The sequence below is a fragment of the Rhizobium sp. Root483D2 genome, from assembly GCF_001426685.1.
In the GTDB taxonomy this organism is placed as follows: domain Bacteria; phylum Pseudomonadota; class Alphaproteobacteria; order Rhizobiales; family Rhizobiaceae; genus Pararhizobium; species Pararhizobium qamdonense.
Genome location: NZ_LMFB01000019.1, coordinates 250,560 through 276,538, shown reverse-complemented (window position 1 = coordinate 276,538; position 25,979 = coordinate 250,560). Strand labels below are relative to the sequence as shown.

Here is a 25,979-nt window from a genome sequence, read left to right as displayed (position 1 = left end):
ATGGAAGTTCTGTCCGTCGCATCGGAAGTGTTTCCGCTGATCAAGACAGGGGGTCTCGCCGATGTGGCGGGCGCCCTGCCGGCGGCGATGAAACCGCATGGCGTGCGTATGCGCACGTTGATGCCCGGCTATCCGGTGGTGATGCAAAAGATCAAGGAGCCGCAGAAGATCGGCGGCTTCGACAATCTGTTCGGCAGTCCCGCCTCGATTCTCGCCGTGGACCATGACGGCCTCGATCTTCTTGTGCTGGATGCGCCTGAATTGTTTGATCGCGACGGCGGGCCCTATGTCGATCAGACCGGACGCGACTATACCGATAATTTCCGCCGGTTCGCAGCCCTGTCGTTGACTGCGGCAGAGATTGCGGGTGGCCTGTTGCCAAGCTGGAAGCCGGACCTTGTGCATGTGCATGACTGGCAGGCGGCGCTGACGCCCGTCTACATGCGTTTTGGCCCGGCCTCTGCGACGCCCGTGGTGCTGACCATCCACAATATCGCTTTCCAGGGGCAATTCGGCCCCGATGTCTTCGTCGAGCTGGCACTGCCGCCGGAAGCCTTTTCGATGCGCTATGTCGAATATTTCGGCGATGTCGGCTTCCTGAAGGGCGGCCTGCAAACGGCCGATGCCATCACCACCGTCAGCCCGTCCTATGCCCAGGAAATCCTGACCCCCGAATTCGGCATGGGTTTCGAAGGCCTCTTGGCCTCCCGCCTTTCCAGCCTCTCCGGCATCGTCAACGGTATCGATACCGATGTCTGGGACCCGCAGAGCGACAAGAACATTGCGGAGACCTATGGCCCCGCCTCGCTGAAAAAACGCGAGGCCAACCGCAAGGCGCTGTCGGCACAATTCGGTTTCGACAATGCCCCCGGCCCGATCTTCTGCGTCGTCAGCCGCCTCACCTGGCAAAAGGGCATGGATGTGCTTGCCGAAGTCATCGACGATATCGTCGATAATGGCGGCAAGCTCGCGGTGCTCGGGTCCGGCGATCCGGCGCTCGAAGCGGCCTTCATTACCGCTGCGGCCCGCCATCCCGGCCGGGTCGGCATGGTGATCGGCTATAACGAGCCGCTGTCGCATCTGATGCAGGCAGGCGCCGACGCCATCCTCATCCCCTCGCGCTTTGAGCCCTGCGGCCTCACCCAGCTCTACGGCCTGCGCTATGGCTGCGTGCCGATCGTTGCCCATACCGGCGGTCTTGCCGATACGATCATCGATGCCAACGAGGCAGCACTTGCCGCGAAGGTGGCAACCGGCTTCCAATTCTCGCCCGTTTCTGCTGCAAGTCTGCGCCAGGCGCTGCGGCGTGCCTTTACCGCCTACCGGCAACCGAAAGTCTGGGCTCGTCTCCAGGCCCAGGGTATGAAATCAGACGTGTCCTGGAATATGAGCGCGCATCGTTATGCCGATCTCTATTCCAGTCTTCTTGCGAAAGGCTAAGACCATGATCAGAACCGTTCAGACCACGCCCTATTTGGACCAGAAGCCCGGAACCTCCGGCCTGCGCAAGAAGGTGCCGGTCTTCCAGCAGAAAAACTACGCCGAAAACTTCATCCAGTCGATCTTCAACAGCCTCGACGGGTTCAAGGGCGACACGCTGGTCATCGGCGGCGACGGCCGCTACTACAATCGCGAAGTCATCCAGATCGCCATCAAGATGGCCGCTGCCAACGGTTTCGGCCGCGTCCTCGTTGGCCGTGGCGGTATCCTCTCGACCCCGGCCGCTTCCAACGTCATCCGCAAATACAAGGCTTTCGGCGGTATCGTCTTGTCGGCCAGCCACAATCCCGGCGGCCCGACCGAGGATTTCGGCATCAAGTACAATATCGGCAATGGCGGCCCGGCCCCTGAAAAGGTCACCGACGCCATCTATTCCGGCACCCGCACGATCGAGACCTACAAGATCGCCGAGGTCGCCGACATCAATCTCGATACCGAAGGCAGCCAGAATGTCGCGGGCATGGAAGTGGTCGTCATCGACCCCGTCTCCGACTATGCCGAACTGATGGAAAAACTGTTCGATTTCCCGGCGATCCGCAACATGATCGGCGGCGGCTTCCGCATCCTGTTCGATGCCATGAGCGCCGTCACCGGACCCTACGCCAAGGAAATCCTCGAAAACCGGCTCGGCGCCGCCAAGGGCTCGGTGCTCAACTTTATCCCGCTTCCCGATTTCGGCGGCCACCATCCGGACCCGAACCTTGTGCACGCCCGCGCACTCTACGAGGAAATGATGAGCGAGGATGCGCCGGACTTCGGTGCCGCCTCCGACGGCGACGGCGATCGGAACCTGATCATCGGTAAAGGCATCTTCATCACGCCCTCCGACAGCCTTGCCATGCTCGCCGCCAATGCAAGTCTGGCTCCCGGCTATTCGAAGGGGCTGGCCGGTATCGCCCGCTCGATGCCGACAAGCGCTGCCGCCGACCGCGTTGCCGAAAAGCTGGGCATTGGTATCTACGAGACGCCGACCGGCTGGAAATTCTTCGGCAACCTGATGGATGCCGGCCTCGTCACCATCTGCGGCGAGGAAAGTGCCGGCACCGGCTCCAACCACGTGCGCGAAAAGGACGGTCTCTGGGCGGTGCTGCTCTGGCTCAACATCCTCGCCGTGCGCATGGAAAGCGTTGAGGACATCGCCCGCCAGCATTGGACGACCTACGGCCGCAACTACTATTGCCGCCACGACTACGAAGAGGTCGATTCGGATGCCGCCAACGGCCTGATGACAGCGCTACGCGACCAGCTTTCCACCCTGCCGGGCAAAAGCTTCGGCAAGCTGAAGGTCACAACGGCCGACGATTTTTCCTATAACGATCCGATCGACAAGTCGGTCTCCAACAACCAGGGCATCCGCATCCTGTTCGAAGGCGGCTCGCGCGTCGTCTTCCGCCTGTCCGGCACCGGCACCTCGGGCGCAACGTTGCGCGTCTATATCGAACGCTACGAGCCCGACGCCTCCAAGCACGACACCGAGACCCAGGAAGCACTCGCCGACCTGATCGCAGTCGCCGACGAGATCGCCGGCATCAAGGCCCGCACCGGCCGCACCGAACCGTCCGTCATTACCTGATGGGACGCTCTAAGAGAGACGGAAAATTCCCGCCCCTTGGGGACGTCCAGCGCGTATCGGGAAGACACCCTCTGACATGTCGGCCATCTCCCACTAGGGGAGAGACTCTGCCGTAACCCTTATTTTAATCCACAGGGACTGGCGGCAGGCGAAGCCCCTCCCCCTTGTGGGGAGGGGTTCTTCCATCCCAAAAAACTTTGACTCACTGGCATGCCTCACTTAACCCACCCGCAAGGAACCGCGACAATGACCGACAACGATCTCGTCGCCCTCTACAAGGCCGGGAAATTCAAGGAAGCGCTCGCCGCCGCCATCGGCGAAAACGGCAAGTCCAAATCCACCCCAACCCGCCTCGTCATGGACAAGCAGGCCGGTAAGCTGCGCTGCTACCGTGGCAACAAGCGCGTCGAGAAAGACGCAAATGGCGAATGGCAGCTGGTCAAGCTTTTAGGGTAAACCAGCCTGTCGTTACGCCACCGGCCGGCCGCGTGCCACTTCCAGAACCTGAAACCAGTCCTGCAGGTCAAATGCGATTTCGCCTGCGCGCGAAAGGGCGCGCACCCGCTCCGGATCGGTCGAGCCGATAATCGGCAGCGGCTTTGACGGCAGGCGCAGCAGCCAGGCCAGCGCGACCGTACCGGCCCCGGGTACGCCATATTTCTCGGCAAGGCGGGTCAGGAGCTCGACGAGTTTAGGGTTACCTTTCTCCTTGTCGAACAGGCGCCCGCCCCCCAGCGGCGACCACGCCATCGGCGCAATCCCCAGACGCTGGCAATCGTCCAGCGTTCCGTCGGTCAGAGGCTGCGTATGGCTGACCGAAAGCTCGATCTGGTTTGCCACCAGCGGAATGTTGAGCTTCGACTGCAAAAGGGCAATCTGCGACGGCGTATAGTTGGACACGCCGACAGCACGCGTCTTGCCCTCCGCCACCAGCGCCTCAAGAACCCCGGCCACCTCGCCCGCATCCAGCAGCGGATCGGGCCGGTGCAAAAGAAGGAGATCGACATGATCGGTCTTCAGGTTGCTGAGCGAGTTTTCCAGCGAGCGGCGGATATGCTCCGCCGTGCTGTTATAATGCTTGACCCGATGCTCCGGCCGCGCTGCGCTGGTCAGCGCGATACCGCATTTGGTCACCAGCTCGATCCGGTTGCGCAAGTCGGGCCGCGTCGCCAGCATCTCGCCAAACAGCGCCTCCACACGGTAGCCGCCATAGATATCCGCATGATCGATCGTGGTGATCCCGGCATCCAGGCAAGTATCGACCGTGCGCGCAATCGAGGCGATCCCGCTCGTCTCCGGATTGTCGGCAATACGAAACGCCCCCCAGACCAACCTTGAAAATTCCGGTCCGTCACGATGCAGCTTGATACGGGATGACATGATAGGGCACTCGCTTGGCAATATGGAAATGAGGATGGCCCATCTATAGAGCCCTGACAAAACCCGCACAACGGCTGGGCTGAAACATCATGACAGACGTGTCGTAGGGCCGCAGAAGAGACGGCATCNCCCTCTTCTCCCCAGCGGGGAGAAGGTGGCCCGCAGGGCCGGATGAGGGGGGCGAAGCCACCTCAAACAAAGGAACCCGAAAGTTCTGACGCTCAGAGAACGCAGCTTAAACCGCCCCGCTCATGCCGGACCGCCCCCTCATCCGCCCTTCGGGCACCTTCTCCCCGCTGGGGAGAAGGGGAGTGCCACCTCCCCCTCAAGGGGAGGGTGAAACATAGCGCTTGCAACATTCGCCAAAGCAGCGACAAATCACTGTCAAACCAAGCCGGTACAAACCCCTTCGCCCCGCGTCATCCCAAGGTGATCCCCGATGCCGAACCCGCCCGTTTCCTCCCTCGGCGCCACACTCACCGGCGGCAGCACGACGTTTTTGGTCCGCTCAAGCACGGCGTCCGGCATCGACCTCTGCCTTTATGACGAAACCGGTGATCGCGAGTTGCGCCGGCTGCCGATGCAGCGTGGCGAAGACGATCTATATAGCCTCACCCTTGCCGACGCCCCTGCGGGAACCCGCTACGGTTTTCGCGCATCGGGAAACTACGACCCGGATAATGGCCTCTGGTTCGATCCCGCCAAGCTTCTGGTCGATCCCTATGCCCGCGAACTCGACCGGCCCTTCCATTACGATCCCCGCCTGTCGGCCTTTGGCGACGACACCGCCGATCTGGTGCCGAAGGCAATCGTGACCGCGCCACAGAGCGCGCCGCAGCAGGCGCCGGTGTTTGAAACCGGCGGCCTGATCTACGAAGTTGCCGTGCGCCCCTTCACCATGCTGCACCCGGACGTGCCGGAACATCAGCGCGGCACCGTTGCAGCGCTCGCCCATCCCGCCGTCATCGCCCATCTGCAGCGGATCGGCGTCTCGGCCATCGAGCTGATGCCGGTGACGGCCTGGATCGACGAGCGCCATTTGCCGCCGCTCAAGCTGACCAATGGCTGGGGCTATAACCCCATCGCCCTCATGGCGCTCGATCCGCGCCTGGTGCCGGGCGGCATGACCGAATTGCGCGAAACCGTTGCAGCCCTTCATGCCGCAGGCATCGGCACCATTCTCGACCTGGTCTTCAACCATTCCGGCGAAAGCGACCGTTTTGGCGCGACGCTCTCCATGCGCGGCCTCGACAACCATGTCTACTATCGCCACGCCATGGACCGGCCGGGAGACCTGATCAACGACACCGGCTGCGGCAACACCATTGCCTGCGATCATCCGATGGTGCGAACGCTGATCCTCGACAGCCTGCGCCATTTCGTTCTGTCCGCCGGCATCGACGGTTTCCGCTTCGATCTCGGCTCGATCCTTGGCCGCGACATGAATGGCTTCAGCAGCGATGCCGCACTTTTGACCGAAATGCGCACCGATCCGGTCCTCAAGGACCGCGTGCTGATCGCCGAGCCCTGGGATATCGGCCCCGGCGGCTACCAGCTCGGCAATTTTCCGGCCCCGTTCCTCGAATGGAACGACCGCGCCCGCGACGACCTGCGCCGCACCTGGCGCGGCGATAGCCATACGATCGGCGATCTGGCGACGGCCCTTGCCGGTTCGTCCAATATCTTTTCCCGCAATCACGGCGAACAGACCCGCAGCGTCAATTTCATCGCCGCCCATGACGGCTTCACGCTGTTGGATCTCGTTTCCTATGCCGGCAAGCACAATGAAGCCAATGGCGAGGACAATCGCGACGGCCATAACGACAATCACTCCTGGAACAACGGCGTGGAAGGCGCAACGAACGATCCGGAGGTTCTCGCCTTCCGCCGCCGCGACGTCATGGCGCTGCTATCGACCCTGTTTGCCACGCGCGGCGCCATCATGCTGACGGCAGGCGACGAAGGCGGCCGCAGCCAGCGCGGCAACAACAATGCCTATTGCCAGGACAATGCCATCACCTGGATCGACTGGACGACACTGGACGACACGCTGATTGCGCACACGGCCACGCTTGCGCAGATCCGCGCCCGCTTCGATGTCTTTCATGATACCGCTTTCTTCAGCGGAAACGGCGATGTCGAGTGGCTGCGGTTCGATGGCCAGCCGATGACGACGGTCGACTGGGAAAGCGCTGTGACCGATCACCTGGTCATGCTGCTTTCAACCGGTGACGCCGTGCAAGGCAGGCGCACCCGGCTTGCCATCGCCGTCAACCGCAGCCATGCCCCGCATGCGATCCAGCTCCCGGTCCGGCCGGGGTCGGACTGGCAGAGCCTTCTGCCGTTGGCCAATGCCGGCATCGGCCGGGTGGCGGCGCGAAGTGTCGGGTTCCACGTCGAGATTTTATGAGCATGACGGCTCCCCCCGATTGCCGTTTTTCGCATGAGCGGCATATAGAGAAACGGGGGATGTTTTTGATCGGAAAAGAGAATGCCGCAGGAAATTTCGCTATCTGACGTCAAGAACCTGGTGGGCACCGAGGTCGGTACCTCCGACTGGATCACCGTCTCGCAAGAGACCATCGACAAATTTGCAGGCGCCACCGACGACCACCAGTTCATCCATACCGACCCGGTTCGCGCCGCCGCCGAAACCCCCTTCGGCGGCACGATCGCCCATGGTTTCCTGTCGCTCTCGCTGCTCTCGGCGATGAACTACAATTGCCTGCCGCGCATCCGCGAACAGACGATGGGCATCAACTATGGTTTCGACAAGGTGCGCTTCATGACGCCGGTGAAAAGCGGCGCCAGGGTACGCGGCCACTTCACCATGGCCGAAGCCCGCTTCCGCGGCGCGGGCATGCTGATGGTCACCTACGAGGTCACCGTCGATATCGAAGACGAACGCAAACCGGCCCTCACCGCCACTTGGTTGACGATCATCCAGTTCGACCCGAAGGACCGGCCGGAGGATGCGTGATGCAGAGGGTCGCATGGTTCCTCTCCGGTCTCCGGCAAGGCTATCCGGTCTCCAGTCGGGTGACTGCGTATGAAATGAGGGAGCCTGAGAGGGACTTCCCCCTTCTCCCCAGCGGGGAGAAGTGCCGAGCGCATGCGAGGCGATGAGGGGGTGTTTCCGCGAGTTCGGGGCGAACCGCCCCCTCATCCGGCCCTGCGGGCCACCTTCTCCCCGCTGGGGAGAAGAGGGAGGATGCCGGTCCTACCGAGTGTATCGGCCAGACCAGAGGCTGATCAGCGCGGCGTAAACGCCGTCAGTTCCCCGCATCCTCCGCGGCTTCAGCAAGCAGCGTCGAGACATAAGGCGCAAACGACCGCCAGCATTCGACCCGGAATGTGTCCTCGGCAGTGCGCAGAAGCACGATTTCGGCCTTGGCCAGGACCGTACGCGAGCAGGCGCCGACCGGGAAGGCTGTGAGCGACAGGTCCTGCGGGCAGCCGCAATTGATTGCCACTACGGCACCACGGCCCTTGACGATGACAGCCGTGTTGCGATGGGAAATATCCGTTGCCGAATGCAGCACGTTGCTTGAAGTGACAGCCGCCATCAGGTCGGCCCCGTTCTCGTCGATGACGAGCCATTCGTCCGGCCCGAGCCAGAGCGCATGGCGGCCATTCGACGATGCCGAGGTCTTGGCCTTGACCGGCAGCGGCAGTCCGAGCGCACCGGAGAGTGCGGAGACGGCATCGGGCTTTGCCCGCAGAGAAATCCGGGTTGCCGGTGCTGCCACCGAAAGCGCGGCAGCACCAGAGCCGCCATGAAAGCCTGCAAGCGGCAGGGTGCGGGATGCCACATTGGCCCCAATCAGATCAGCCATTGATGCGGCCTCCTTCCTTGTCAAAGAACACCATGTCGCTCACTTCGACGGCGATCGTCTTGTCGGGCATCGGCACATAGAGCGTCTGGCCGATCTTCGCCTTGCCGCCGGCAACCAGCGCCAGTGCGATCGAACGGCCGCAATTTTCCGACCAGTAGGCCGAGGTCACATGCCCGATCATCGTCATCGGCAGCGGCTGGTTGGGATCGGCAACGATCTGCGCGCCTTCTTCCAGCACGACGTTGGGATCCTTGGTCAAAAGTCCGACAAGCTGCTTGCGGCCATCGGCGACCAGGTCGGGGCGGCGCAGGCCGCGGATGCCGACGAAATCCGTCTTCTTCTTGCCGACGGCCCAGCCGAGCGACGCATCGTCCGGCGTCACGGTGCCATCGGTGTCCTGGCCGACGATGATGTAGCCCTTTTCGGCGCGCAGGATATGCATCGCCTCGGTCCCGTAGGCACAGGCGCCGAGCGCTTGCGCACGTTCATAGATCGCAGCCCAGACGGCCGGGCCGAAATCGGCGGGGACGTTGACCTCGAAGCCGGTTTCGCCGGTGAACGACATGCGAAACAGCCGTGTCGGCACGCCGCAGATTTTGCCTTCGCGAACGCTCATGTGCGGGAAGGCTTCGTTCGACAGGTCGATCTCCTCCACCAGCGGCGCGATGATCTCGCGGGCCTTGGGTCCCTGAACTGCGATGACAGCCCACTGCTCCGTGGCAGAGGTCAGCCAGACGTTCAGATGCGGAAACTCAGTCTGCAGATAATCTTCCATATGGTTCATGACACGGGCAGCGCCGCCCGTCGTCGTCGTCACATGGAAGCGATCTTCCGCCATACGCCCGATAACGCCGTCGTCATAGACGAAACCGTCTTCGCGCAGCATGATGCCGTAGCGGCAGCGGCCGGGCTTCAGCGTATCCCAGCTGTTGGTATAGATGAGATTGAGGAACTGCGCCGCATCCGGGCCGACCACCTCGATCTTGCCGAGCGTCGAGGCATCGAAGATGCCGGCAACGTCGCGCACGGTCTTGCACTCGCGGTTGACGGCCTGATGCATGTCCTCGCCGGCGCGCGGATAATACCAGGCGCGCTTCCACTGGCCGACATCCTCAAACACCGCGCCTTCAGCTTCTTCCAGCGCATGCATCGGTGTCTTGCGGGTCGGATCGAACAGTTCGCCGCGCGAATGGTTGATCAGCGTCCCGAATGTCACCGGCGTATACGGCGCACGGAAGGTGGTGAGGCCGACCTTGGGGATTTCGCGGCCAAGCGTTTCGGCGGCGATGGCAAGGCCATGAATGTTGGAAAGCTTGCCCTGGTCAGTTGCCATGCCATTGGTGGTGAAGCGCTTGATATGCTCGATCGAATGCATGCCTTCGCGCACGGCAAGACGGATATCCTTGGCGCAGACATCGTTCTGGAAGTCGATGAAGGCCTTGACCGTCGTGTCAGGCCCCGCACCTTCGGCCGCACCCGCCATGCCGCCGGTCCAGGCAAAGGCGTTTACGCCCTGAAGCTCCAGCTTGTCTGCGGCGGTAAAGCCCGATGCGTTCGACATCAGTTCGCCGGCGGCCAGCGATTCCTCGATGGTGGCCTGCAGGTCGTTGGTGCCATTGCAGGCGCCGACGGAAAGGCAATCCTGCGCATAGGTGCCGGGCAGGAAGCGCTGGCTTTCGAAGTCGTAGGCAACCTTGCCGCGCGACTGCGAGAACATGTGCACCGACGGCGTCCATCCGGCCGAGACGAGCAGCGCATCGACGGCGATCTTGCGGGCTGAGCCGCCGCCATTGCGGGCAACCGACATGGACGAAACCCGAAGCTTGCCGCCGGTATCGACGACGCCGTGGCCGGTGAGGACCTCGATGCCGAGCGCCCGGGCTTCTGCAAGCACGGCTTCGCCCGGCTGCTCGCGGCTATCGACGATGGCAGCGATGGTGATGCCGGCACGCTTCAGGTCGAAGGCGGCCTCGTAGGCTGAATCGTTGGCGGTGTAGACGCCCACCTTCTTACCCACGGCGACGCCGAAATGGTTGAGGAAGGTGCGCGCGGCCGAGGCCAGCATGATGCCGGGGCGGTCGTTATTGGCAAACACCATATGCCGTTCGATCGCGCCGGTGGCGATGATGACGCGCTTGGCGCGGACCTGCCAGAGGCGCTCGCGCGGCAGCCTCTTGTCGGGCTTTGCCAGATGCTCCGTCACGCGCTCGTTGAGGCCGACGAAATTCTGGGCGTAGTAGCCGAAGGCCGTCGTGCGCGGCAGGACGGTGACATTGTCCATCTTCGCCAGGTTGGCAGCGGTCGCCTGTGCCCAGGTGAAACCATCCAGCCCGTCAATGGTGACGCTCTTGTCGTAATGCAGCGCGCCGCCGACTTCCGGCTGTTCGTCGCAGATGATGACGCGGGCCCCGGTCTTGGCAGCGGCGAGCGCTGCCGAAAGACCGGCAACGCCGGCGCCGATCACCAGCACGTCGCAATGAGCGTAGCGGCTGGCATAATGATCGGTATCGTCCTCGGTCGGCGAAACGCCGAGACCGGCGGCCGCGCGGATCTGCGGCTCGTAGACATGCTTCCAGGCCTGCTTCGGCCACATGAAGGTCTTGTAGTAGAAGCCGGCGGCAAAGAAGGGGGCCAGGATATTGTTGACCGCGCCGACATCGAAGGCGAGCGACGGCCAGCGGTTCTGCGAAATCACCTTCATGCCGTCGAAGACATCCTGCACCGTGGCGCGCACGTTCGGCTGCTTTCGGGCAGCGTCCCGCTCGACGCCGATCAGGGCGTTCGGCTCTTCCGCACCCGCCGACACGATGCCGCGCGGCCGGTGATACTTGAACGAGCGGCCGACGAGATGCACACCATTGGCCAGGAGCGCGGACGCGACCGTGTCGCCCTCAAGGGCTGCATAGCTCTTGCCATCGAAGAAGAAACGGGCGGTTTTTGCAGGGGTGAGACGGCCTGCACCGGGGATACGATTGGCGCCGCTCATTTAGCATCCGACTCCGTGGCTTCATAGGTTTCGACTGTGACTTCGGTTGCCGGGCGCAGCGTGCCAAGATCGGGTCTCGGCAAGCCGGCCTTGTAGGTCGTCAGGAACTTGTCGCTGACGGTATCGCGGGCCGCATTGAAGAACCGGCCACAGCCGTTGAGGTGGCGCCAGCGCTCAAAGGTGAGGCCCTTGACGTTGTCGCGCAGGAAGAAGAACGCCTCGAAATCCTCGTCGGTCATATCGGTCATATCGGTCGGACGCGCGATATGCGCGTCGCCGGCCTGGCGGAATTCGAGCTCGGAACGCTCTTCCTCACAATAGGGGCAGTAGATCAAAAGCATGGGAGACTCCCTGCCGGTTGGGCATGGCGGAACGACGGAACAAGGTGCGTATCGAGTTTGCGGAGGCTTACCCCCCTCTGCCCCTCTCGGGGCATCTCCCCCTCAAGGGGGGAGATCAGCCGCTGACTTTTACGCCTGTAAGGAAAAAGAACGATCTCCCCCCTTGAGGGGGAGATGTCACGAAGTGACAGAGGGGGGTAACCGCGAGCACTGAACATCAACACACCCATCAATGCGCAACGGCGGCAGCGGCCGCTTCGTCGATCAGGCGGCCTGAGCGGAAGCGTTCCAGCGTGAACGGCGCGTTGATCTTGTGCGGCGCGTCGTTGGCAATAGTGTGGGCAAAGACATTGGCCGAGCCCGGCGTCGCCTTGAAGCCGCCGGTTCCCCAGCCACAGTTGACATAGAGACCGGAAACCGGGGTCTTGGCGAGGATCGGCGAGCGATCCGGCGTCACATCGACGATACCGCCCCAGGAGCGCATCATCTTCATCCGGCGGAAAATGGGAAACAGCTCGCAGATCGCATCCAGCGTATGGGTGATGATCTGCAGGCCGCCGGTCTGGGAATAGGAGGAATACTGGTCGGTCCCGGCGCCGATGACGAGTTCGCCCTTGTCGGACTGCGAGATATAGGCGTGCACGGTGTTGGACATGACAACGCAGGGGAAGATCGGCTTGACCGGCTCGGACACCAAGGCCTGCAGCGGATAGCTGACCAGCGGCATGCGCACGCCGGCCATTTCCATCAGAACCGAGGTGTGACCGGCGGCGACGACGCCGACCTTCTTGGCATTGATCTGGCCGCGATTGGTATCGACACCGGCAACGGAGCCGTCCGGGTTGCGGCGGATACCGGTGACTTCACAGTTCTGGATAATATGAACACCGCGATCGGCGGCCGCGCGGGCATAGCCCCAGGCAACGGCGTCGTGACGGGCCGTGCCGCCGCGGCGCTGCAGGGCGGCGCCATTGATCGGATAGCGGGCGTTGCGGGAAATATCGAGCGGCGGGCAGAATTCCTGCGCCTGCTCCGGCGTCAGCCATTCATTGTCGATGCCGTTGAGGCGGTTGGCATGGATATGCCGCTTGAACACCTGCTGGTCGTGAATGTTGTGCGACAGCATCATCACGCCGCGCGCCGAATACATGACGTTGTAGTTGAGATCCTGGCTGAGCCCATCCCAGAGCTTCAGAGCGTGATCATAGATCCCCGCGCTTTCGTCATAAAGATAGTTGGAGCGGATGATGGTGGTGTTGCGGCCGGTATTGCCGCCGCCGAGCCAGCCTTTTTCCAGCACCGCGATATTGGTGATGCCGTGTTCCTTGGCAAGATAATAGGCCGTGCCCAGACCATGACCGCCGGCGCCGATGATGATGACATCATACTCTTTGCGCGGCTCGGGCGAGGTCCATTGCGCCTCCCATCCCCTGTGGCCGCGCATCGCTTCGCGAGCGACAGCAAAAACCGAATATTTGCGCATCCGCTTTCACACTCCGTAGTCCTGCCGAAAGGCCGGTGAATTTCTTAAGGTCGAACCTAGAAATCGCAAATCCCGGACTTCCGCAACGTTTCTTTTGCGACGCGAGACGGCGCTTGTCGCACGACTTGCGACATGCCGCATCCCCGCTGCAATATAAGGCGGTGCACATATGGGAAAGCGCGCCGCACCTGCTGACGCGCACCCTCGCCGCATCGCAATTCCCGCACCCCATGCCGCAAAGCCACGGTTTTCCGGCAGTTTCAGCGAGGGAAAGCAACTGCAAGCTGGACTTTGGGCGAGCGATCTGGTATCCGCTCACCCAATCGTAAAGCTTCCGGGCTCCGCGAACATTATTTTTTTGCCTCGTTGACCTGACTTCATGAGGCGATCACTCCAAACTGAAGGAACGGGATTCACGTGCAGGTACTAGTCCGCGACAACAATGTCGATCAAGCGCTTCGCGCACTCAAGAAGAAGATGCAGCGCGAAGGCATTTTCCGCGAAATGAAGATGCGTGAGGCCTACGAAAAGCCATCCCAGAAGCGCGCCCGCGAAAAGGCTGAAGGCGTTCGCCGCATCCGCAAGCTGGCCCGCAAGCGTCTGCAGCGCGAAAGCGGCATCGTGACCGCCCGCCCTTCGGCGGCTGCAGCACGCTGATCAAGCATTTACGGCGCATTTGACGCGTAAATCGGGCGGGGGCGATATCATCGCCACCGCTCTTTCTATTTCTTCAGTCGCACCGGAAATAATTCCGCGTACGGGCGACCAGCGCGCAGAGCGTGCTACACTGTCTTCGGACACACGGAACGCCCATCATGATGGTGCCACCCATTATGGTGTAAGAGCGTCCCGGACTTTGAAACTGTGCATGCTGGCCCGATCCGCCGCTACAGGCCCGGGACATGCCGAGACGCTTCGCTTAATCGAGGAAATCAATCTTGACATCGACTGCCAGGACTGCGGATTTTTCCGACCATACCGGCCATGCCGGGCGCTCCCATCGTCGCGGCTTCGCTCTCGCCTCCCTATTGGCGGTGGCCGGCGCTTTGGCGCTTTCAGGCTGCACCACCGCCGAGACGTCGAACGACATGATGCGTGTCGAGCGGGCACAGGGCAGCGAGGAGAACATCGCTTCGCTCTCCGCCGTGATTTCCGCCAATCCGAGCGATCCGGAAGGCTACAATGTGCGTGGGTCGGCCTATGGCCGCGCCGGCGAATTCCGCCGGGCGCTTGCCGATTTCAACAAGGCGATTGAACTCAACCCGCAATTCTACCAGGCCTATGCCAACCGGGCGCTTGTCGAACGCAATATGGGCGACCAGTCGTCAGCACAATCCGACTATAACCGGGCGCTGCAGCTGAACCCTCGTTACGACGTCGCTTTCATCGGCCGCGGCAATCTTTATCGCCAGGCCGGGCAGCTGGATCAGGCTTTCGCCGATTTCAACAAGGCCATCGAACTCGACACGACAGATCCCCGCGCCTATCACAATCGCGGTTTGATCTATCAGGCCCGCAAGCAGCATGCCCAGGCGATCGAGGATTTCTCGACCGCGATCTCGCTTTCGCCCAGCGCGCCCGAGCCTTACAACGGCCGCGGGATTTCCTATGTCGCCACCAACGACGACGATAACGCGTTTGCGGATTTCAACACGGCCATCAATCTGAACGGCAAGATCGCCGAATCCTGGGCCAACCAGGCGCTGGTCTATGAGCGCCGTGGCGACAAGGCAAAGGCCGCAAAATCCTACGGCCATGCGCTGTCGCTGGATCCCAAATACGAACCAGCCCGCGCCGGCCTGGCGCGCGTGAAAGCCACCGGGTAAAAGTGAGCCTTTACCGATAAGCGACATATCAACCCGCTGCCACCGCAGCGGGTTTTTTATTGCTTGTCCTTCGTACTGGAGGGAACCAACTTCTCTGCGATCCGTTGTTGGCTCACCATCTGCGCATTGCCCTTATGAACCCCGCACGCGCGAAGAATTAAACGCTCCCTCTGAGCAAAAACGGCAATGAGAGGGTAGAACAGGAGCAAGAACCATGTTGAAACGCACAATCATCGCCGCAACTGCACTGGCCGCCGTCTGGGTCGCACCAGTGGCTGCCGCAGATTATGTGACCCTGGGCCGGCTGGTGTGTGGCTCGGACGGTAACGTCGGCATGATCATCACCTCCGAGAAGCTGCTGAGATGCACTTACACCTCGGCGGCTGGCGGACCGGCAGCGGTTTATGACGGCAAGATCGAGAAATTCGGCATCGATCTCGGCCAGACCGGCAAGAGCGTGATGATCTGGGATGTGCTCGCCAAGACCGGCGTCAGCGATGCCAACTTTCCGCTGAGCGGAGCCTATTATGGCGTTGGAGCCGATGCGAGCTTTGCAGCCGGTGCGGGCGCCAAGATCCTTGGTGGCGGCATCGACAAGGCGTTCATGTTGCAGCCCGTCAACGTTCAGGTTCAGGAAGGCCTGAATATTGCTATCGGCGTCGAGAAGATGACGCTCGCTCCGGCAGCCATCTGATCCGGATATTTTGACCTCCAGTCACAAAAATGCCCGCCACACCGGCGGGCATTTTTGCGTTCAGCTTTGAAGAATACCGTCAGTGGTTCATCGCCTTGACGATATCGTCGGTCATCTTCTTGGCATCCCCAAGCAGCATCATCGTGCCGTCCTTATAGAACAGCGTATTGTCGATACCGGCATAGCCGGAGCCGAGCGAGCGCTTGACGAACAGGCAGGTCTTGGCCTTATCGACGTCGAGGATCGGCATGCCATAGATCGGCGAGGTCTTGTCGTCGCGTGCCGCCGGGTTGGTGACGTCGTTGGCGCCGATGACATAGGCTACGTCTGCCTGCGCGAATTCCGAGTTGATGTCTTCGAGCTCGAACACTTCATCATAGGGCACATTGGCTTCCGCCAAGAGCACGTTCATATGGCCAGGCATACGGCCTGCGACCGGATGGATGGCATATTTCACTTCGACGCCATTCTTTTTCAGTGCATCCGCCAGTTCGCGCACGGCGTGCTGGGCCTGCGCCACCGCCATGCCGTAACCCGGCACGATGATCACCTTCGACGCATTGGCCATCAAGAAGGCGGCATCATCGGCCGAGCCTTGCTTGACGGTGCGGACAACGCCGTCATCGCTGGCAGCGGCTGCCGTATCGCCACCGAAACCGCCGAGAATGACCGAAATGAAGGAACGGTTCATGCCCTTGCACATGATGTAGGACAGGATCGCGCCCGACGAGCCGACCAGAGCGCCGGTGATGATCAGCGCCAAATTTCCAAGTGTGAAGCCGATGCCGGCAGCGGCCCAGCCGGAATAGGAATTCAGCATGGAAACGACCACCGGCATGTCGGCGCCGCCGATCGGCACGATCAAGAGCACGCCGAGCACCAGCGAGAGAACAACGATCGCCCAGAAATCGAAATGGCTTTCCGACGCCGCAAGCCCGACGATGAAGAAGATGATCAACAGCAGAAGAACCGTGTTGATGACATGGCGGAACGGCAGCATGATCGGCTTGCCGGACATGCGGCCATCGAGCTTCAGAAACGCGATGATCGAGCCGGTAAAGGTGATGGCGCCGATGGCGACACCAAGCGCCATTTCGACCAGCGCCTGGGCATGGATCCCGCCGATCTCACCGATGCCGAAAGAGGACGGCGTATACAGTGCCGAGGCTGCGACGAGCACGGCGGCAAGACCGACCAGCGAATGGAAGCCGGCAACAAGCTGCGGCATCGACGTCATCGGGATCGAGCGGGCGATATAGGCACCCGCACCGCCACCAATGGCAAGACCGAGCACGATCAGCACCAGACCGCCGAACGACGGCGTGGCCAGCAGAAGCGTGGTGACGATGGCGATGCCCATGCCGACCATGCCGAGAATATTGCCCCGGCGCGAGGTGGTCGGATGCGACAGGCCGCGCAGCGCCATGATGAACAGGACACCGGAAACCAGATAGAGGAAGGCTGCGATATTGGCACTCATGACGGCAGCCTCACTTCTCTTTTTTCTTGTACATGGCCAGCATGCGCTGGGTCACCAGGAAGCCGCCGAAAATATTGACCGAGGCAAGGATCAGCGCCACGAAGCCGAAGCCGGTGGCAAGGCCGGAGGCAGAAATGCCGACGGCAAGCAGTGCACCGACGACGATAACCGAAGAAATCGCGTTGGTGACCGCCATCAGCGGCGTGTGCAGAGCCGGCGTCACCGACCACACCACGTAATAGCCGACGAAGATCGATAGAACGAAGATCGCCAGCTGAAACACGAACGGATCGATCGCGCCGCCACTCAACCCGTGGACGACATGACCGGTGGCATCCGGCACATATTCGGCGGCGGTGCGCACCGCTTCGACCGCCCGGTCGAGCTCGCCGATCGCCTTGTCGAGCATCTCATTGGCCATACCATTTCTCCCTGAGGCAGCCGCGCTTCTCCCCGAAGCACGCACGCTGCCCTCTCCAGTATTTTAAGAGCTTGCGGCAACCACGACCGGCGCTGCGGCGAAATTCGGATGCACCACGGCACCGCCATGCGTCAGCATCGTCGCCTTGACCAGTTCGTCCCCGGCATTGAGCGCCAGCGCCTTGGTTTCCTTGGAAACCATGGTCTCGAGGAACGTCACGAGGTTCTTGGCGTAGAGTGCGGACGCGGACGCGGCGATACGGCCGGGCATATTGGTGTAGCCGACGACCTTGACGCCCTCGACCTCGACCACCTGATCTGCAACCGCACCCTCGACATTGCCGCCGCGCTCGACGGCCAGATCGACGGCGATCGAGCCGGGCTTCATCGCTTTGAGCATATCGCGGGTGATGAGCCGGGGCGCCGGGCGGCCGGGGATCAGCGCGGTGGTGATGACGATATCCTGCTTGGCCAGATGCTCGGCGGTCAGCGCCGCCTGCTTGGCCTTGTATTCCGCCGACATTTCCTTGGCATAGCCGCCAGCGGTTTCGGCCGCCTTGAATTCCTCGTCCTCGACGGCCACGAACTTGGCGCCGAGCGAGGCGACCTGTTCCTTGGAAGCAGGGCGGACGTCGGTGGCGGAGACAACGGCACCCAGACGCCGCGCCGTGGCAATCGCCTGCAGGCCGGCAACGCCAGCGCCCATGACGAAGACCTTTGCCGCAGGGACAGTGCCCGCCGCCGTCATCATCATCGGCATCGCCCGGTCATATTCGGAGGCTGCCTCGATCACGGCCTGATAGCCGGCAAGATTGGCCTGGGAGGAGAGCACGTCCATGGACTGGGCACGGGTGATGCGCGGCATCAGCTCCATCGCAAATGCCGAAACGCCCGCCTTGGCCATCTCGGCCAATGCCTGATCGTTGCCATAGGGATCCATGATCGCCAGCACGATGGCGCCGGACTTGTAGCCGGCGACTTCTGCCGAAGACGGACGCCGCACCTTCAGCACCACATCGGCGCGGGCAGCATCGCCGGCAGAGCCGATCGCCGCACCGGCTTTTTCGAATTCGCTGTCTGGAATACGCGACAGAGTGCCGGCACCGGCCTGAACCACGACATCGAAGCCGAGGGTCTTGAGCTTCTTCACACTCTCAGGCGACGCCGCGATACGGCCCTCACCCGGAAATGTTTCCAACGGTATGAATACGGTCTCTGCCACAGGTTCCTCCCTGAAACGGGCGGGAACATGGCAGGCCGCGATTTCCACTATCCCGTACACTCGATAATCACGCCTTGAGCCACCCTTTGGCGGCCTGCGCGCATGTCTTTTCCGGCCCGGCGAACACCGGGCCATGCAAAAGCCGGCACCTCACTCCCAAGTGCCGCTTCCGTCAGAAGTTTGGAAAGCCGGTCAGCGCAGCAGCACGAAACCGGCGATATTGAGGAGAACGAAAAGAACGAAGGCGGTGAAGAAGCCGGCGCTGGTGAAGAAACCGGCAGCCATGGCGATCAGCAGCGCAACGCAGAAGATCGTGACAATTTTCGTCGCCTCGAGGAAGAAATTATAGGTCTTCTCGTGTTCGGCATAATCCATCGGTGCGCCCAGTTCGGCCGGTCCGGAGTGATGTTCAGCCATTGTCATATCTCCCTGAAATTCAGCTGCGCCCTGGTTCGCCTTTGGCGGCAAGCGCGGCATCCCGTCTCTCTTCCATTCCATGCGCATTCAAAGGGCCCGAGAGCATCGATCGCGCATAGGTGGCCTTACACAAAGCCACGGTCAAACGCAACGAAAACTGCAGCTGCAACCTGCGGCATAACGGTGTGGCGGAGGGCAGTTGCGGCACTTCAAGCCTGGTCAGCCCGGATTGCGCGCACGGCTCTGCATCGTCAGCGCCAGCCGCGCGGTGGGCAGCACCGTCAGCGGCGCATACTGCGCCTCCCGGTCATCCCCGAACATCATGCGCCGCTCGAACGCTTCCGAATCGAAAAACGGAAACCGCGTATAGAGCCAGGGCCGGATTTCGCGGACGCGGGCAGCAAGCAGCGTCAGGTCGATCTTGTAGTCGCCGCAGTTCTTTTGCGGTGACACGATCGTGTCGGCATCGAAGATGCGCTTGTAGAAGGCGGCATGCTGCGGCTTGACCAGCGACAGACACCGGTCGACATCGAAATGCTCGGAGGCCATAGTGGCGACCCGCAGGGTCAGATAGGGGATCGCCGGCATTTCCTTGAGGATCTCCGGATCGGCGGCAAGCCGGACCGGATCGATCAGGGACAGGCCGGCATCCAGAAAACTGTCGATCTCCGCGCCAAAGACCGAACCGGACGAGCTGACCCGGTGCTCGGGCGTCACATGATGCACGCGCACCGTGCTGATCAGGCGCTCCTCGAAATAGATCCCGAAAACATAGGCGTGACTGTCGAAATCGATGTCATCGATCAGCATCGTGCCGGACAAGGGCAGGATGTCGGCCATCTTGTAGGCCTTGAAACGGATGCGGGCGACATCTTCCATGTCCTCGCCCGTCTCGACCCGGCGATATTCCACATGGTCCAACAGTTCGAGCAACCGCTCTGAAAATCTGTTCTGCTCCGCTTTCATCTCGTCAAATGCCCCTGTTGAAGGGGCATTCATCGGCTAAACGGAGGCACCTCACAATATCTTAATGGTTTATTAAGCATAAACCATTTGTTAAGGTTAACAGATAGTTAACGCTAAATTACCGTTGAGTTTTTTGATGGCGTAACAGCGTGAAACAGGCGCAACTCCGGTGTCCCGGAATGGCAGCACGGTCGGATTGAAAGCAAGAAGTTTTCAGCCGGGACGCCTAAGCGGTCCGCCGGCTGCGCCGTTTCGATACGGAAAGCTTTTTCAGCAACGTGTCCGACAGGCTTTCGATCGCAAGCGACGGCATGGGCGCGGCAAACACATATCCTTGGATCAGGTCGGCACATTTATACTGATTGATCAGCGCCAGCTGGTCGCTGGTCTCAACCCCCTCGATGACGATTTTCAACCCGAGCTCGCGCGACAGGTTGACCATGCCGCGCAGAAGCTTGAAGCGGCGGGCATCCTCGCGGATGTTGCGCACGAAGGAGCGGTCGATCTTGATGATATCGAGCGGCAGCGCATCGAGATAGCTGAGGCTGGAATATCCCGTTCCGAAATCGTCGATGGCGATGGTAATGCCGCGCGCGCGCAGTTCCTGCAGGATCGTCTGCACCTTGGCCGCCTCTTCCATCAGGCAGCTTTCCGTCACTTCCAGATGCAGCCGGGACGGATCGAGCCCCGTCTCGGACAGGATATCCGTGACGATCGGGATGATCTCGCCATTGCGAAGATCCAGAACCGAGAGATTGACGGAAACGGCGATATGACTTGGCCATTGCAGGCAATCCAGACAGGCTTGGCGCAGCATGAATTTGGTGATGCTGGAAACCACACCGATTTCCTCGGCCACCTGGATAAACACATCCGGCGCAACCGGGCCACGCTCGGGATGGGTCCAACGCGCCAGCGCCTCGCAGCATTCGATGCGCGAGCCGTCGGCGATGAACATCGGCTGATAGGCTACCGACAGCCCGCCCATCTCGATTGCCTCGCGCAGATCGGTCTTCAGCTTCTGCCTGTCGAGATAGTTTGCATCCATCTCCGCTTCGAATGCGGTGCAGCTGCCCTTGTCGCGGCTCTTGCTTTCAAACAGCGCGAGATCGGCCTTAATCTGCATGTCTTCCAGCCGGAAATCGCAATTATCGGCAATCACGTAGCCGGCGCTCATCGAGATATTGAAGGTAAAGCCGCTGGCAAGATAAGCTCCGCGCATCTGGGCGTGCACCGCCCGCATGCGCTCTTCCAGCACACGCCGGTTGCTGTCGCTGGAAAAGAACAGAACGAATTCGTCGCCCATCAGGCGCGCCGCAATCGCCTTGTTCCCCGTCACCTTCTTCAGCCGCTCGGAGATCGCGCACAACAATCTGTCGCCGACGATATGGCCGCGCATATCGTTGACATGCTTGAACTCGGCGACATTCAGAATCATGAAGCCGGCCAGACCATTGCGGTTTTTATCGACGAGCGCGTTGCTGACCAGTTCGCCGAAATAATCGCGATTGGGCAGGCCGGTGAGCGTGTCGAACCGCGCCATCTGCAGGATCTTCTTTTCCGCCCGCACCCGCGCCGTCACGTCCTCAAAAATCAGCACGACGCCGCCATTGTCGCGGCGGCTTGCGGAAAACTCCAGAAACAGGTCGTCTGAAAACGGGATGAGCGCGCGCGACTGCATGCCCTGCACCAGCTGGTCCAGCTGCTTCAGCACCTGCTTTGCCTGATCCTGCTCTAAAAATGTATGGCGCACGCCATAGCGCAAGACGGCATCGAGATGGCAGTCCTTGAGGCGTTCGCGCTCGCCGAGATTGAGAAGCTCACAGGCCCGCCGGTTGGCGACCAGAATGCGGTTGTCTGCGTCCAGCATGAACAGGCCATGCGGCATATTGTTAAGCGCGAGATCGAACCGGCTGGCGATCGTCGATATCTCGCGCGCGGCCAGAACATTCTTGTGCAGAGTTTCGCGCACACCGCGCGCCATCGACCAGGTGGTGAGGATGAACGGCACGATCAGAACGGCAAGCAGCGCCATGAATACGTCCATCAGGCCGAGCAGACCGAGGATGATCGGGCCGCAGGCCGACAGGGACATGACGACGACCGCACGGGCCGAACCATAGTTTCGCCCGACCAGCGACACCATGGTGGCGAGCGTAACAGAAATGCAGGCGAGTTCGGCAAAGGGATCGCGGGTAGCAAGAATGGCATAGCCGCAGGCTATTCCCAGCGTCAGCGTCGCGCAGACACCACCGGCATTATAGCGGTTTTCCCAGCGGCGGATGCCTTCAAAGCTCAGCGAGGCCAGATCTTCCCGGTCAAACCGGCGCATGCCGACACCCCGGACGAGCCAGATCAGCACAATGGCGACCGTGCAGCCGAGGAAAAAAGGATCGTGGGTTTTTGCAAAGACAAGCAGGAATGTTACGACATGCGACAGCATGCCGATCAACAATGTCTGTCGATAATCGTAGAGTGAGCTTACGAACGAAAGATACACATCGGTCGGAAGAGCGCTCTGTTCATTTGACTTCATGAACCCCCTGCTCCGGTTTGGCGAAGTGTTATTCCCGAGGGTTTAACGAAAGATTTCGCGCGGTTACCGGAAAAAATCACTGCATGTATTAGGTATATCGGTTCAAACACGCTGACTTTGACGGATTTCAACCCAGTATTGTAGCCATCTTTAAGGAGTAAAGCCTTTCTGCAACCGGACATGGTTTCACGCTGCAAACCGGTTTTTACCCGCGCCGGCACAAGGCTTTTTTCCAGTAATTTTGCCCGGCGATTTATCTGATGGAATGGTTACTCCAATTCTAAGACAAAGGGCCATATCTTGCCAGTTGCTGGCAAGAGGTTTGCGTATCCTGCCGCTTCGACCGGAATTGACTTCCGTTGGCCGTCAGGGCAATGGCTTGATCATGTGATAAGAGGCTTTGCTTTCAGCGATGCTGACGGGCCGCAAATGGAGACCCAGCAGTGCCAAAACCGGTTGTAGCCATACCCGCTGACTTCAGGACATTCGACGGCAATGTCTGGCATGCCACGCCGCATCAATATGTTCGTGCCGCCGTCGAAGGCTCTGGCGTGATGACATTCCTTGTTCCGGCCCTTGAGAATGGCAATGATGCGGATGAAATCCTCGACCGGGTGGATGGCGTGCTGGTCAGCGGATCGCGCACGAATGTTCACCCCTCGCTCTATGGTCAGGAGGCGACGGAGGCTGATGGCCCGTTCGATCCGGGCCGCGACGCCACAAGCTTGCCGCTGATCCGGCGTGCGCTGGAACGCGGCGTGCCGGTGCTTGCCATCTGCCGTGGCATTCAGGAACTGAACGTTGCGCTGGGTGGCACGCTGGCAAGCGAGATCCAGGACATGCCCGGCATTTCCGATCACCGCAAGCCCGATGTACCGGATCTCGATATCGCCTACGGCATCCGCCAGAATGTCCTCGTCAAGGAAGGCAGCTGCCTCGCCTCCATTCTCGGCGCAGGCTCGGTGCAGGTCAATTCGCTGCACCGGCAGGCAATCTCGACGGCAGCCCCCCGGTTGGCCGTCGAGGCCGTCGCCGAAGACGGCACTGTCGAGGCCGTATCGGTCATCGACGCCAAGGCGTTTGCTGTCGGCGTGCAATGGCATCCGGAATACTGGGTTGGGAAGGACACACCGTCCTCGACCTTGTTTGAGGCATTCGGCGATGCGGTTCGCGCCTATGCGGCGGCCAAGACGAAGGGTTGACGGCTTTACGCCGTCTTCCGCTTGAACGGCGTTTCCGGGACCGGCGTCAATGCTGCACCGGTCTCAAACCAGGCAACCAGATTGTCCACTACCAGATCGGCCATGGCATCGCGCGTCGCCTGCGAGGCCGAGGCGACATGCGGCAGAAGTGAGACATTCGGCAGAGAAAGAAGAGCCTCGGGAACGTGGGGTTCATTCTCAAAGACATCGAGACCGGCGGCAGCAATAACGCCGCGCTGCAGGGCATCGATCAGCGCCTCCTCATCCACGGTCGTGCCGCGTCCGACATTGATCAATACACCCTGCGGCCCCAGGGCTTGCAACACCTCGGCATTGACGGTCCTGCGGGTGCTCTCGGTACCGGGCACGATGACGATGATCGTATCAACCGCTTCCGCCATGCTCTTCAACGTCGTGTAGTGTGTATAGGCCAGCCCCTCGCGCGGCGTGCGGGCATGATAGGCAATGGAGACACCGAAGGCTTCCAGCCGCTTGGCAATCGCCAGTCCGATCCGGCCGAGGCCATAGAGACCGACGGTGCGGCCGCGCAATGTCAACGGCGTGAGAACAAACGCGCCCTCCTTGACCCAGCGTCCCTGACGCAGCCACTGTTCGGCAACCGGGAAACACCGGACCGTATTGAGCAGCAGGCCAATAGCGGTATCGGCGACCTCTTCCGTCAGCACATCCGGCGTGTTGGTCACCATGACACCACGCTCTGCCGCATGCACAGCATCCACGCCATCATAGCCGACGCCGAAATTGGCGATGATTTCCAGCTTGGGAAATGCATCGACGAATTCGGCTGGAATTTTACCCTGGACTGCGATGCCGGCAACGCTGGACGAAAGCTCGGCCGTGACGAGCGCTGGATCGGTGGCGGCGATGAAAACGGGCTCGAAATGGTCAGGCAAACGGTCGAGCACGCGCTGGTTCATTTTTCCGGGCACGAGAATACGCTGGCGGACATCGGACATGTTTTGCTCCTTGCGGAATTGGATAAACTTACTCTGTGGGATTGGGCCGGAGCGGACCGGTCGATTGACGGATCCGCATTTCCGGCTTGATCAGGTGGATACCATCCGGCTCATGGCTGCCATTCAGCTTGTCGAGCAGCGCGCGGGCCGCACTGCGGCCGACATCCGACTGACCGTTCCAGACGGTGGTGAGCGCCGGCGTTGCGATCGAGGCTTCCTCCAGATCGTCATAGCCGGTCACCGAAACATCGCGGCCGGGCACAAGGCCAGCGCGGGCAATGCCGTTCATCATGCCGATGGCGACCAGATCGTTCCAGCAGACGACGGCTGTGGGTTTCTGCGGCAAGGAGAGCAGATGCACCGCCGCCTCGAAGCCGCCCTGCATCGAGCGGGGGCCGGGAATGCGCAGGTCCGGATCGACGTCGATATTGGCCTTGCGCAGCGCATTGACGTAGCCCTGATAGCGGTCGCGGCCGGTCGAGGTCTGGTCGGTGCCGCCGACCATGGCGATAACGCGGTGGCCAAGGCTGATCAGGTGATTGGTGGCAAGCGAGATGCCATAGGCATCGTCACCACGGAAAATCGGCACGTCCACGCCCTCGATCGAGCGGGCGATCAGGATGGCCGGCATGCCATTGTCCTCCGCCAGCTGAATATCTTCCGGCGGCGTACCGATCGCCGGCGACATGATGACGCCGTCGCCGCCGAGCTGCAGCAGCGTCTCGATGAAGGCGCGCTGCTTTTCGACGGAATCATAATGGTTGGAGAGAATGAACGTCTGCCGGTCGCGGTCGAGTTCAGCCTCGATGGCTTTCAGGATTTCGCCGTAGAACGGGTTCATGATGTCGTGCACGACGACGCCGATAATGCCGGAGCGGGAGGTACGAAGGCTGGCGGCGCGGCGATTGTAGATATAGCCGAGCGCGCGGGCCTGCTCCTTGATCTTGTCGCGGGTCATGGCAGCCACGAGCGGGCTATCGCGCAATGCCAGTGAAACGGTTGCCGTGGACACACCCAGCGTTTCCGCAATGGTGGAGAGCTTGATCTTCTGCGCCACGTTTCCCCCTCAGCTATCCCGGCTCAATACCGCTATTTTTAAATCCTCTTTAAACTGTTTAAATTGCCGCCGCAATCGCCAAT

22 protein-coding genes are annotated in these 25,979 nt (G+C 61.1%); 9 read left to right on the top strand and 13 right to left on the bottom strand.

Going from position 1 to position 25,979, the window contains the following annotated elements; translation table 11 throughout:
- The 3 genes from glgA to ASD32_RS17480 all read left to right on the top strand — a co-directional run bounded on the left by glgA (position 1) and on the right by ASD32_RS17480 (position 3,529).
- Positions 1 to 1,440 (top strand): glycogen synthase GlgA, encoded by a 1,440-nt coding sequence (gene glgA / locus ASD32_RS17490; protein ID WP_060639308.1) that lies wholly within the window; start codon positions 1 to 3, stop codon positions 1,438 to 1,440.
- Positions 1,441 to 1,444: 4 nt separating this feature from the next.
- Complete coding sequence (locus ASD32_RS17485) at positions 1,445 to 3,073, top strand: alpha-D-glucose phosphate-specific phosphoglucomutase (protein WP_060639307.1); 1,629 nt, start codon at positions 1,445 to 1,447, stop codon at positions 3,071 to 3,073.
- A gap of 246 nt (positions 3,074 to 3,319) precedes the next feature.
- Positions 3,320 to 3,529: a hypothetical protein gene (locus ASD32_RS17480; RefSeq protein WP_060639306.1), complete on the top strand. Its 210-nt coding sequence runs from the start codon at positions 3,320 to 3,322 to the stop codon at positions 3,527 to 3,529.
- Positions 3,530 to 3,541: 12 nt separating this feature from the next.
- Here the strand turns inward: ASD32_RS17480 and ASD32_RS17475 are convergent, their stop codons facing one another.
- Positions 3,542 to 4,453 (bottom strand): aldo/keto reductase, encoded by a 912-nt coding sequence (locus ASD32_RS17475; RefSeq protein WP_060639305.1) that lies wholly within the window; start codon positions 4,451 to 4,453, stop codon positions 3,542 to 3,544.
- A gap of 439 nt (positions 4,454 to 4,892) precedes the next feature.
- On the opposite strand from ASD32_RS17475, the gene glgX reads away from it, so the two are divergent.
- Entirely contained in the window at positions 4,893 to 6,863 is a 1,971-nt protein-coding gene (gene glgX / locus ASD32_RS17470) for a glycogen debranching protein GlgX (RefSeq protein ID WP_060639304.1), read from the top strand.
- An 81-nt stretch (positions 6,864 to 6,944) separates the two neighbouring features.
- A complete protein-coding gene (locus ASD32_RS17465) occupies positions 6,945 to 7,433 on the top strand; it encodes a MaoC family dehydratase (RefSeq protein ID WP_060639303.1) in 489 nt (162 codons plus the stop codon).
- A 292-nt stretch (positions 7,434 to 7,725) separates the two neighbouring features.
- Here the strand turns inward: ASD32_RS17465 and ASD32_RS17460 are convergent, their stop codons facing one another.
- The 4 genes from ASD32_RS17460 to ASD32_RS17445 form a co-directional block, all read right to left on the bottom strand.
- On the bottom strand, positions 7,726 to 8,289 hold the full coding sequence (locus ASD32_RS17460; protein ID WP_060639302.1) for a sarcosine oxidase subunit gamma: 564 nt from the start codon (positions 8,287 to 8,289) through the stop codon (positions 7,726 to 7,728).
- Positions 8,282 to 11,275, bottom strand: a complete 2,994-nt coding sequence (locus ASD32_RS17455) for a sarcosine oxidase subunit alpha (RefSeq protein WP_060639301.1) — start codon at positions 11,273 to 11,275, stop codon at positions 8,282 to 8,284. The genes ASD32_RS17460 and ASD32_RS17455 overlap by 8 nt, the downstream gene beginning before the upstream one ends.
- Positions 11,272 to 11,616, bottom strand: coding sequence for a sarcosine oxidase subunit delta (locus tag ASD32_RS17450; RefSeq protein WP_060639300.1), 345 nt, complete (start codon positions 11,614 to 11,616; stop codon positions 11,272 to 11,274). Before ASD32_RS17450 ends, ASD32_RS17455 begins: the two co-directional genes overlap by 4 nt.
- A 229-nt stretch (positions 11,617 to 11,845) precedes the next feature.
- Positions 11,846 to 13,099, bottom strand: a complete 1,254-nt coding sequence (locus ASD32_RS17445) for a sarcosine oxidase subunit beta (RefSeq protein ID WP_060639299.1) — start codon at positions 13,097 to 13,099, stop codon at positions 11,846 to 11,848.
- A 411-nt stretch (positions 13,100 to 13,510) separates the two neighbouring features.
- Here ASD32_RS17445 and rpsU point away from each other — a divergent pair, with 411 nt between their 5' ends.
- From rpsU to ASD32_RS17430, 3 genes are all read left to right on the top strand, one after another.
- A complete protein-coding gene (rpsU, locus tag ASD32_RS17440; RefSeq protein WP_328518504.1) occupies positions 13,511 to 13,756 on the top strand; it encodes a 30S ribosomal protein S21 in 246 nt (81 codons plus the stop codon).
- A 281-nt stretch (positions 13,757 to 14,037) separates the two neighbouring features.
- A complete protein-coding gene (locus ASD32_RS17435; protein ID WP_060639297.1) occupies positions 14,038 to 14,925 on the top strand; it encodes a tetratricopeptide repeat protein in 888 nt (295 codons plus the stop codon).
- 214 nt (positions 14,926 to 15,139) lie between these two features.
- Positions 15,140 to 15,619 carry a DUF992 domain-containing protein gene (locus tag ASD32_RS17430; RefSeq protein WP_060639296.1) on the top strand — a complete coding sequence of 160 codons (480 nt, stop codon included), beginning with the start codon at positions 15,140 to 15,142 and terminating at the stop codon, positions 15,617 to 15,619.
- A 79-nt stretch (positions 15,620 to 15,698) separates the two neighbouring features.
- Here the strand turns inward: ASD32_RS17430 and ASD32_RS17425 are convergent, their stop codons facing one another.
- From ASD32_RS17425 to ASD32_RS17400, 6 genes are all read right to left on the bottom strand, one after another.
- On the bottom strand, positions 15,699 to 17,099 hold the full coding sequence (locus ASD32_RS17425) for an NAD(P)(+) transhydrogenase (Re/Si-specific) subunit beta (protein ID WP_060639295.1): 1,401 nt from the start codon (positions 17,097 to 17,099) through the stop codon (positions 15,699 to 15,701).
- Between the two features lie 10 nt (positions 17,100 to 17,109).
- Positions 17,110 to 17,520 carry an NAD(P) transhydrogenase subunit alpha gene (locus ASD32_RS17420; RefSeq protein ID WP_060639294.1) on the bottom strand — a complete coding sequence of 137 codons (411 nt, stop codon included), beginning with the start codon at positions 17,518 to 17,520 and terminating at the stop codon, positions 17,110 to 17,112.
- Between the two features lie 63 nt (positions 17,521 to 17,583).
- On the bottom strand, positions 17,584 to 18,741 hold the full coding sequence (locus tag ASD32_RS17415) for a Re/Si-specific NAD(P)(+) transhydrogenase subunit alpha (RefSeq protein WP_060639293.1): 1,158 nt from the start codon (positions 18,739 to 18,741) through the stop codon (positions 17,584 to 17,586).
- Positions 18,742 to 18,933: 192 nt separating this feature from the next.
- Positions 18,934 to 19,158, bottom strand: a complete 225-nt coding sequence (locus tag ASD32_RS17410; protein ID WP_060639570.1) for an aa3-type cytochrome c oxidase subunit IV — start codon at positions 19,156 to 19,158, stop codon at positions 18,934 to 18,936.
- Positions 19,159 to 19,377: 219 nt separating this feature from the next.
- Complete coding sequence (locus ASD32_RS17405; protein ID WP_060639292.1) at positions 19,378 to 20,124, bottom strand: hypothetical protein; 747 nt, start codon at positions 20,122 to 20,124, stop codon at positions 19,378 to 19,380.
- A gap of 226 nt (positions 20,125 to 20,350) precedes the next feature.
- Entirely contained in the window at positions 20,351 to 22,660 is a 2,310-nt protein-coding gene (locus ASD32_RS17400) for an EAL domain-containing protein (RefSeq protein ID WP_060639291.1), read from the bottom strand.
- Positions 22,661 to 23,103: 443 nt separating this feature from the next.
- On the opposite strand from ASD32_RS17400, the gene ASD32_RS17395 reads away from it, so the two are divergent.
- Positions 23,104 to 23,862 carry a gamma-glutamyl-gamma-aminobutyrate hydrolase family protein gene (locus ASD32_RS17395; protein WP_060639290.1) on the top strand — a complete coding sequence of 253 codons (759 nt, stop codon included), beginning with the start codon at positions 23,104 to 23,106 and terminating at the stop codon, positions 23,860 to 23,862.
- Between the two features lie 5 nt (positions 23,863 to 23,867).
- Here ASD32_RS17395 and ASD32_RS17390 read toward each other — a convergent pair whose 3' ends face one another.
- A complete protein-coding gene (locus ASD32_RS17390; RefSeq protein ID WP_060639289.1) occupies positions 23,868 to 24,839 on the bottom strand; it encodes a 2-hydroxyacid dehydrogenase in 972 nt (323 codons plus the stop codon).
- Positions 24,840 to 24,867: 28 nt separating this feature from the next.
- The gene (locus ASD32_RS17385; protein ID WP_060639288.1) at positions 24,868 to 25,896 is read right to left on the bottom strand and encodes a LacI family DNA-binding transcriptional regulator; all 1,029 of its coding nucleotides are present in this window, start codon (positions 25,894 to 25,896) and stop codon (positions 24,868 to 24,870) included.
- Between the last annotated feature and the right edge of the window lie 83 nt (positions 25,897 to 25,979).

Excerpts from the sequence above, each read along its gene's own strand:
- ASD32_RS17455 (WP_060639301.1), bottom strand. The coding sequence starts at position 11,275 with ATGAGCGGCGCCAATCGTATCCCCGGTGCAGGCCGTCTCACCCCTGCA.
- glgA (WP_060639308.1), top strand. The coding sequence starts at position 1 with ATGGAAGTTCTGTCCGTCGCATCGGAAGTGTTTCCGCTGATCAAGACA.
- ASD32_RS17410 (WP_060639570.1), bottom strand. The coding sequence starts at position 19,158 with ATGGCTGAACATCACTCCGGACCGGCCGAACTGGGCGCACCGATGGAT.
- ASD32_RS17445 (WP_060639299.1), bottom strand. The coding sequence starts at position 13,099 with ATGCGCAAATATTCGGTTTTTGCTGTCGCTCGCGAAGCGATGCGCGGC.
- ASD32_RS17420 (WP_060639294.1), bottom strand. The coding sequence starts at position 17,520 with ATGGCCAATGAGATGCTCGACAAGGCGATCGGCGAGCTCGACCGGGCG.
- ASD32_RS17450 (WP_060639300.1), bottom strand. The coding sequence starts at position 11,616 with ATGCTTTTGATCTACTGCCCCTATTGTGAGGAAGAGCGTTCCGAGCTC.
- ASD32_RS17405 (WP_060639292.1), bottom strand. The coding sequence starts at position 20,124 with ATGAAAGCGGAGCAGAACAGATTTTCAGAGCGGTTGCTCGAACTGTTG.
- ASD32_RS17475 (WP_060639305.1), bottom strand. The coding sequence starts at position 4,453 with ATGTCATCCCGTATCAAGCTGCATCGTGACGGACCGGAATTTTCAAGG.
- ASD32_RS17430 (WP_060639296.1), top strand. The coding sequence starts at position 15,140 with ATGTTGAAACGCACAATCATCGCCGCAACTGCACTGGCCGCCGTCTGG.
- ASD32_RS17400 (WP_060639291.1), bottom strand. The coding sequence starts at position 22,660 with ATGAAGTCAAATGAACAGAGCGCTCTTCCGACCGATGTGTATCTTTCG.
- glgX (WP_060639304.1), top strand. The coding sequence starts at position 4,893 with ATGCCGAACCCGCCCGTTTCCTCCCTCGGCGCCACACTCACCGGCGGC.
- ASD32_RS17460 (WP_060639302.1), bottom strand. The coding sequence starts at position 8,289 with ATGGCTGATCTGATTGGGGCCAATGTGGCATCCCGCACCCTGCCGCTT.
- ASD32_RS17485 (WP_060639307.1), top strand. The coding sequence starts at position 1,445 with ATGATCAGAACCGTTCAGACCACGCCCTATTTGGACCAGAAGCCCGGA.
- ASD32_RS17465 (WP_060639303.1), top strand. The coding sequence starts at position 6,945 with ATGCCGCAGGAAATTTCGCTATCTGACGTCAAGAACCTGGTGGGCACC.
- ASD32_RS17390 (WP_060639289.1), bottom strand. The coding sequence starts at position 24,839 with ATGTCCGATGTCCGCCAGCGTATTCTCGTGCCCGGAAAAATGAACCAG.
- ASD32_RS17425 (WP_060639295.1), bottom strand. The coding sequence starts at position 17,099 with ATGAGTGCCAATATCGCAGCCTTCCTCTATCTGGTTTCCGGTGTCCTG.
- ASD32_RS17480 (WP_060639306.1), top strand. The coding sequence starts at position 3,320 with ATGACCGACAACGATCTCGTCGCCCTCTACAAGGCCGGGAAATTCAAG.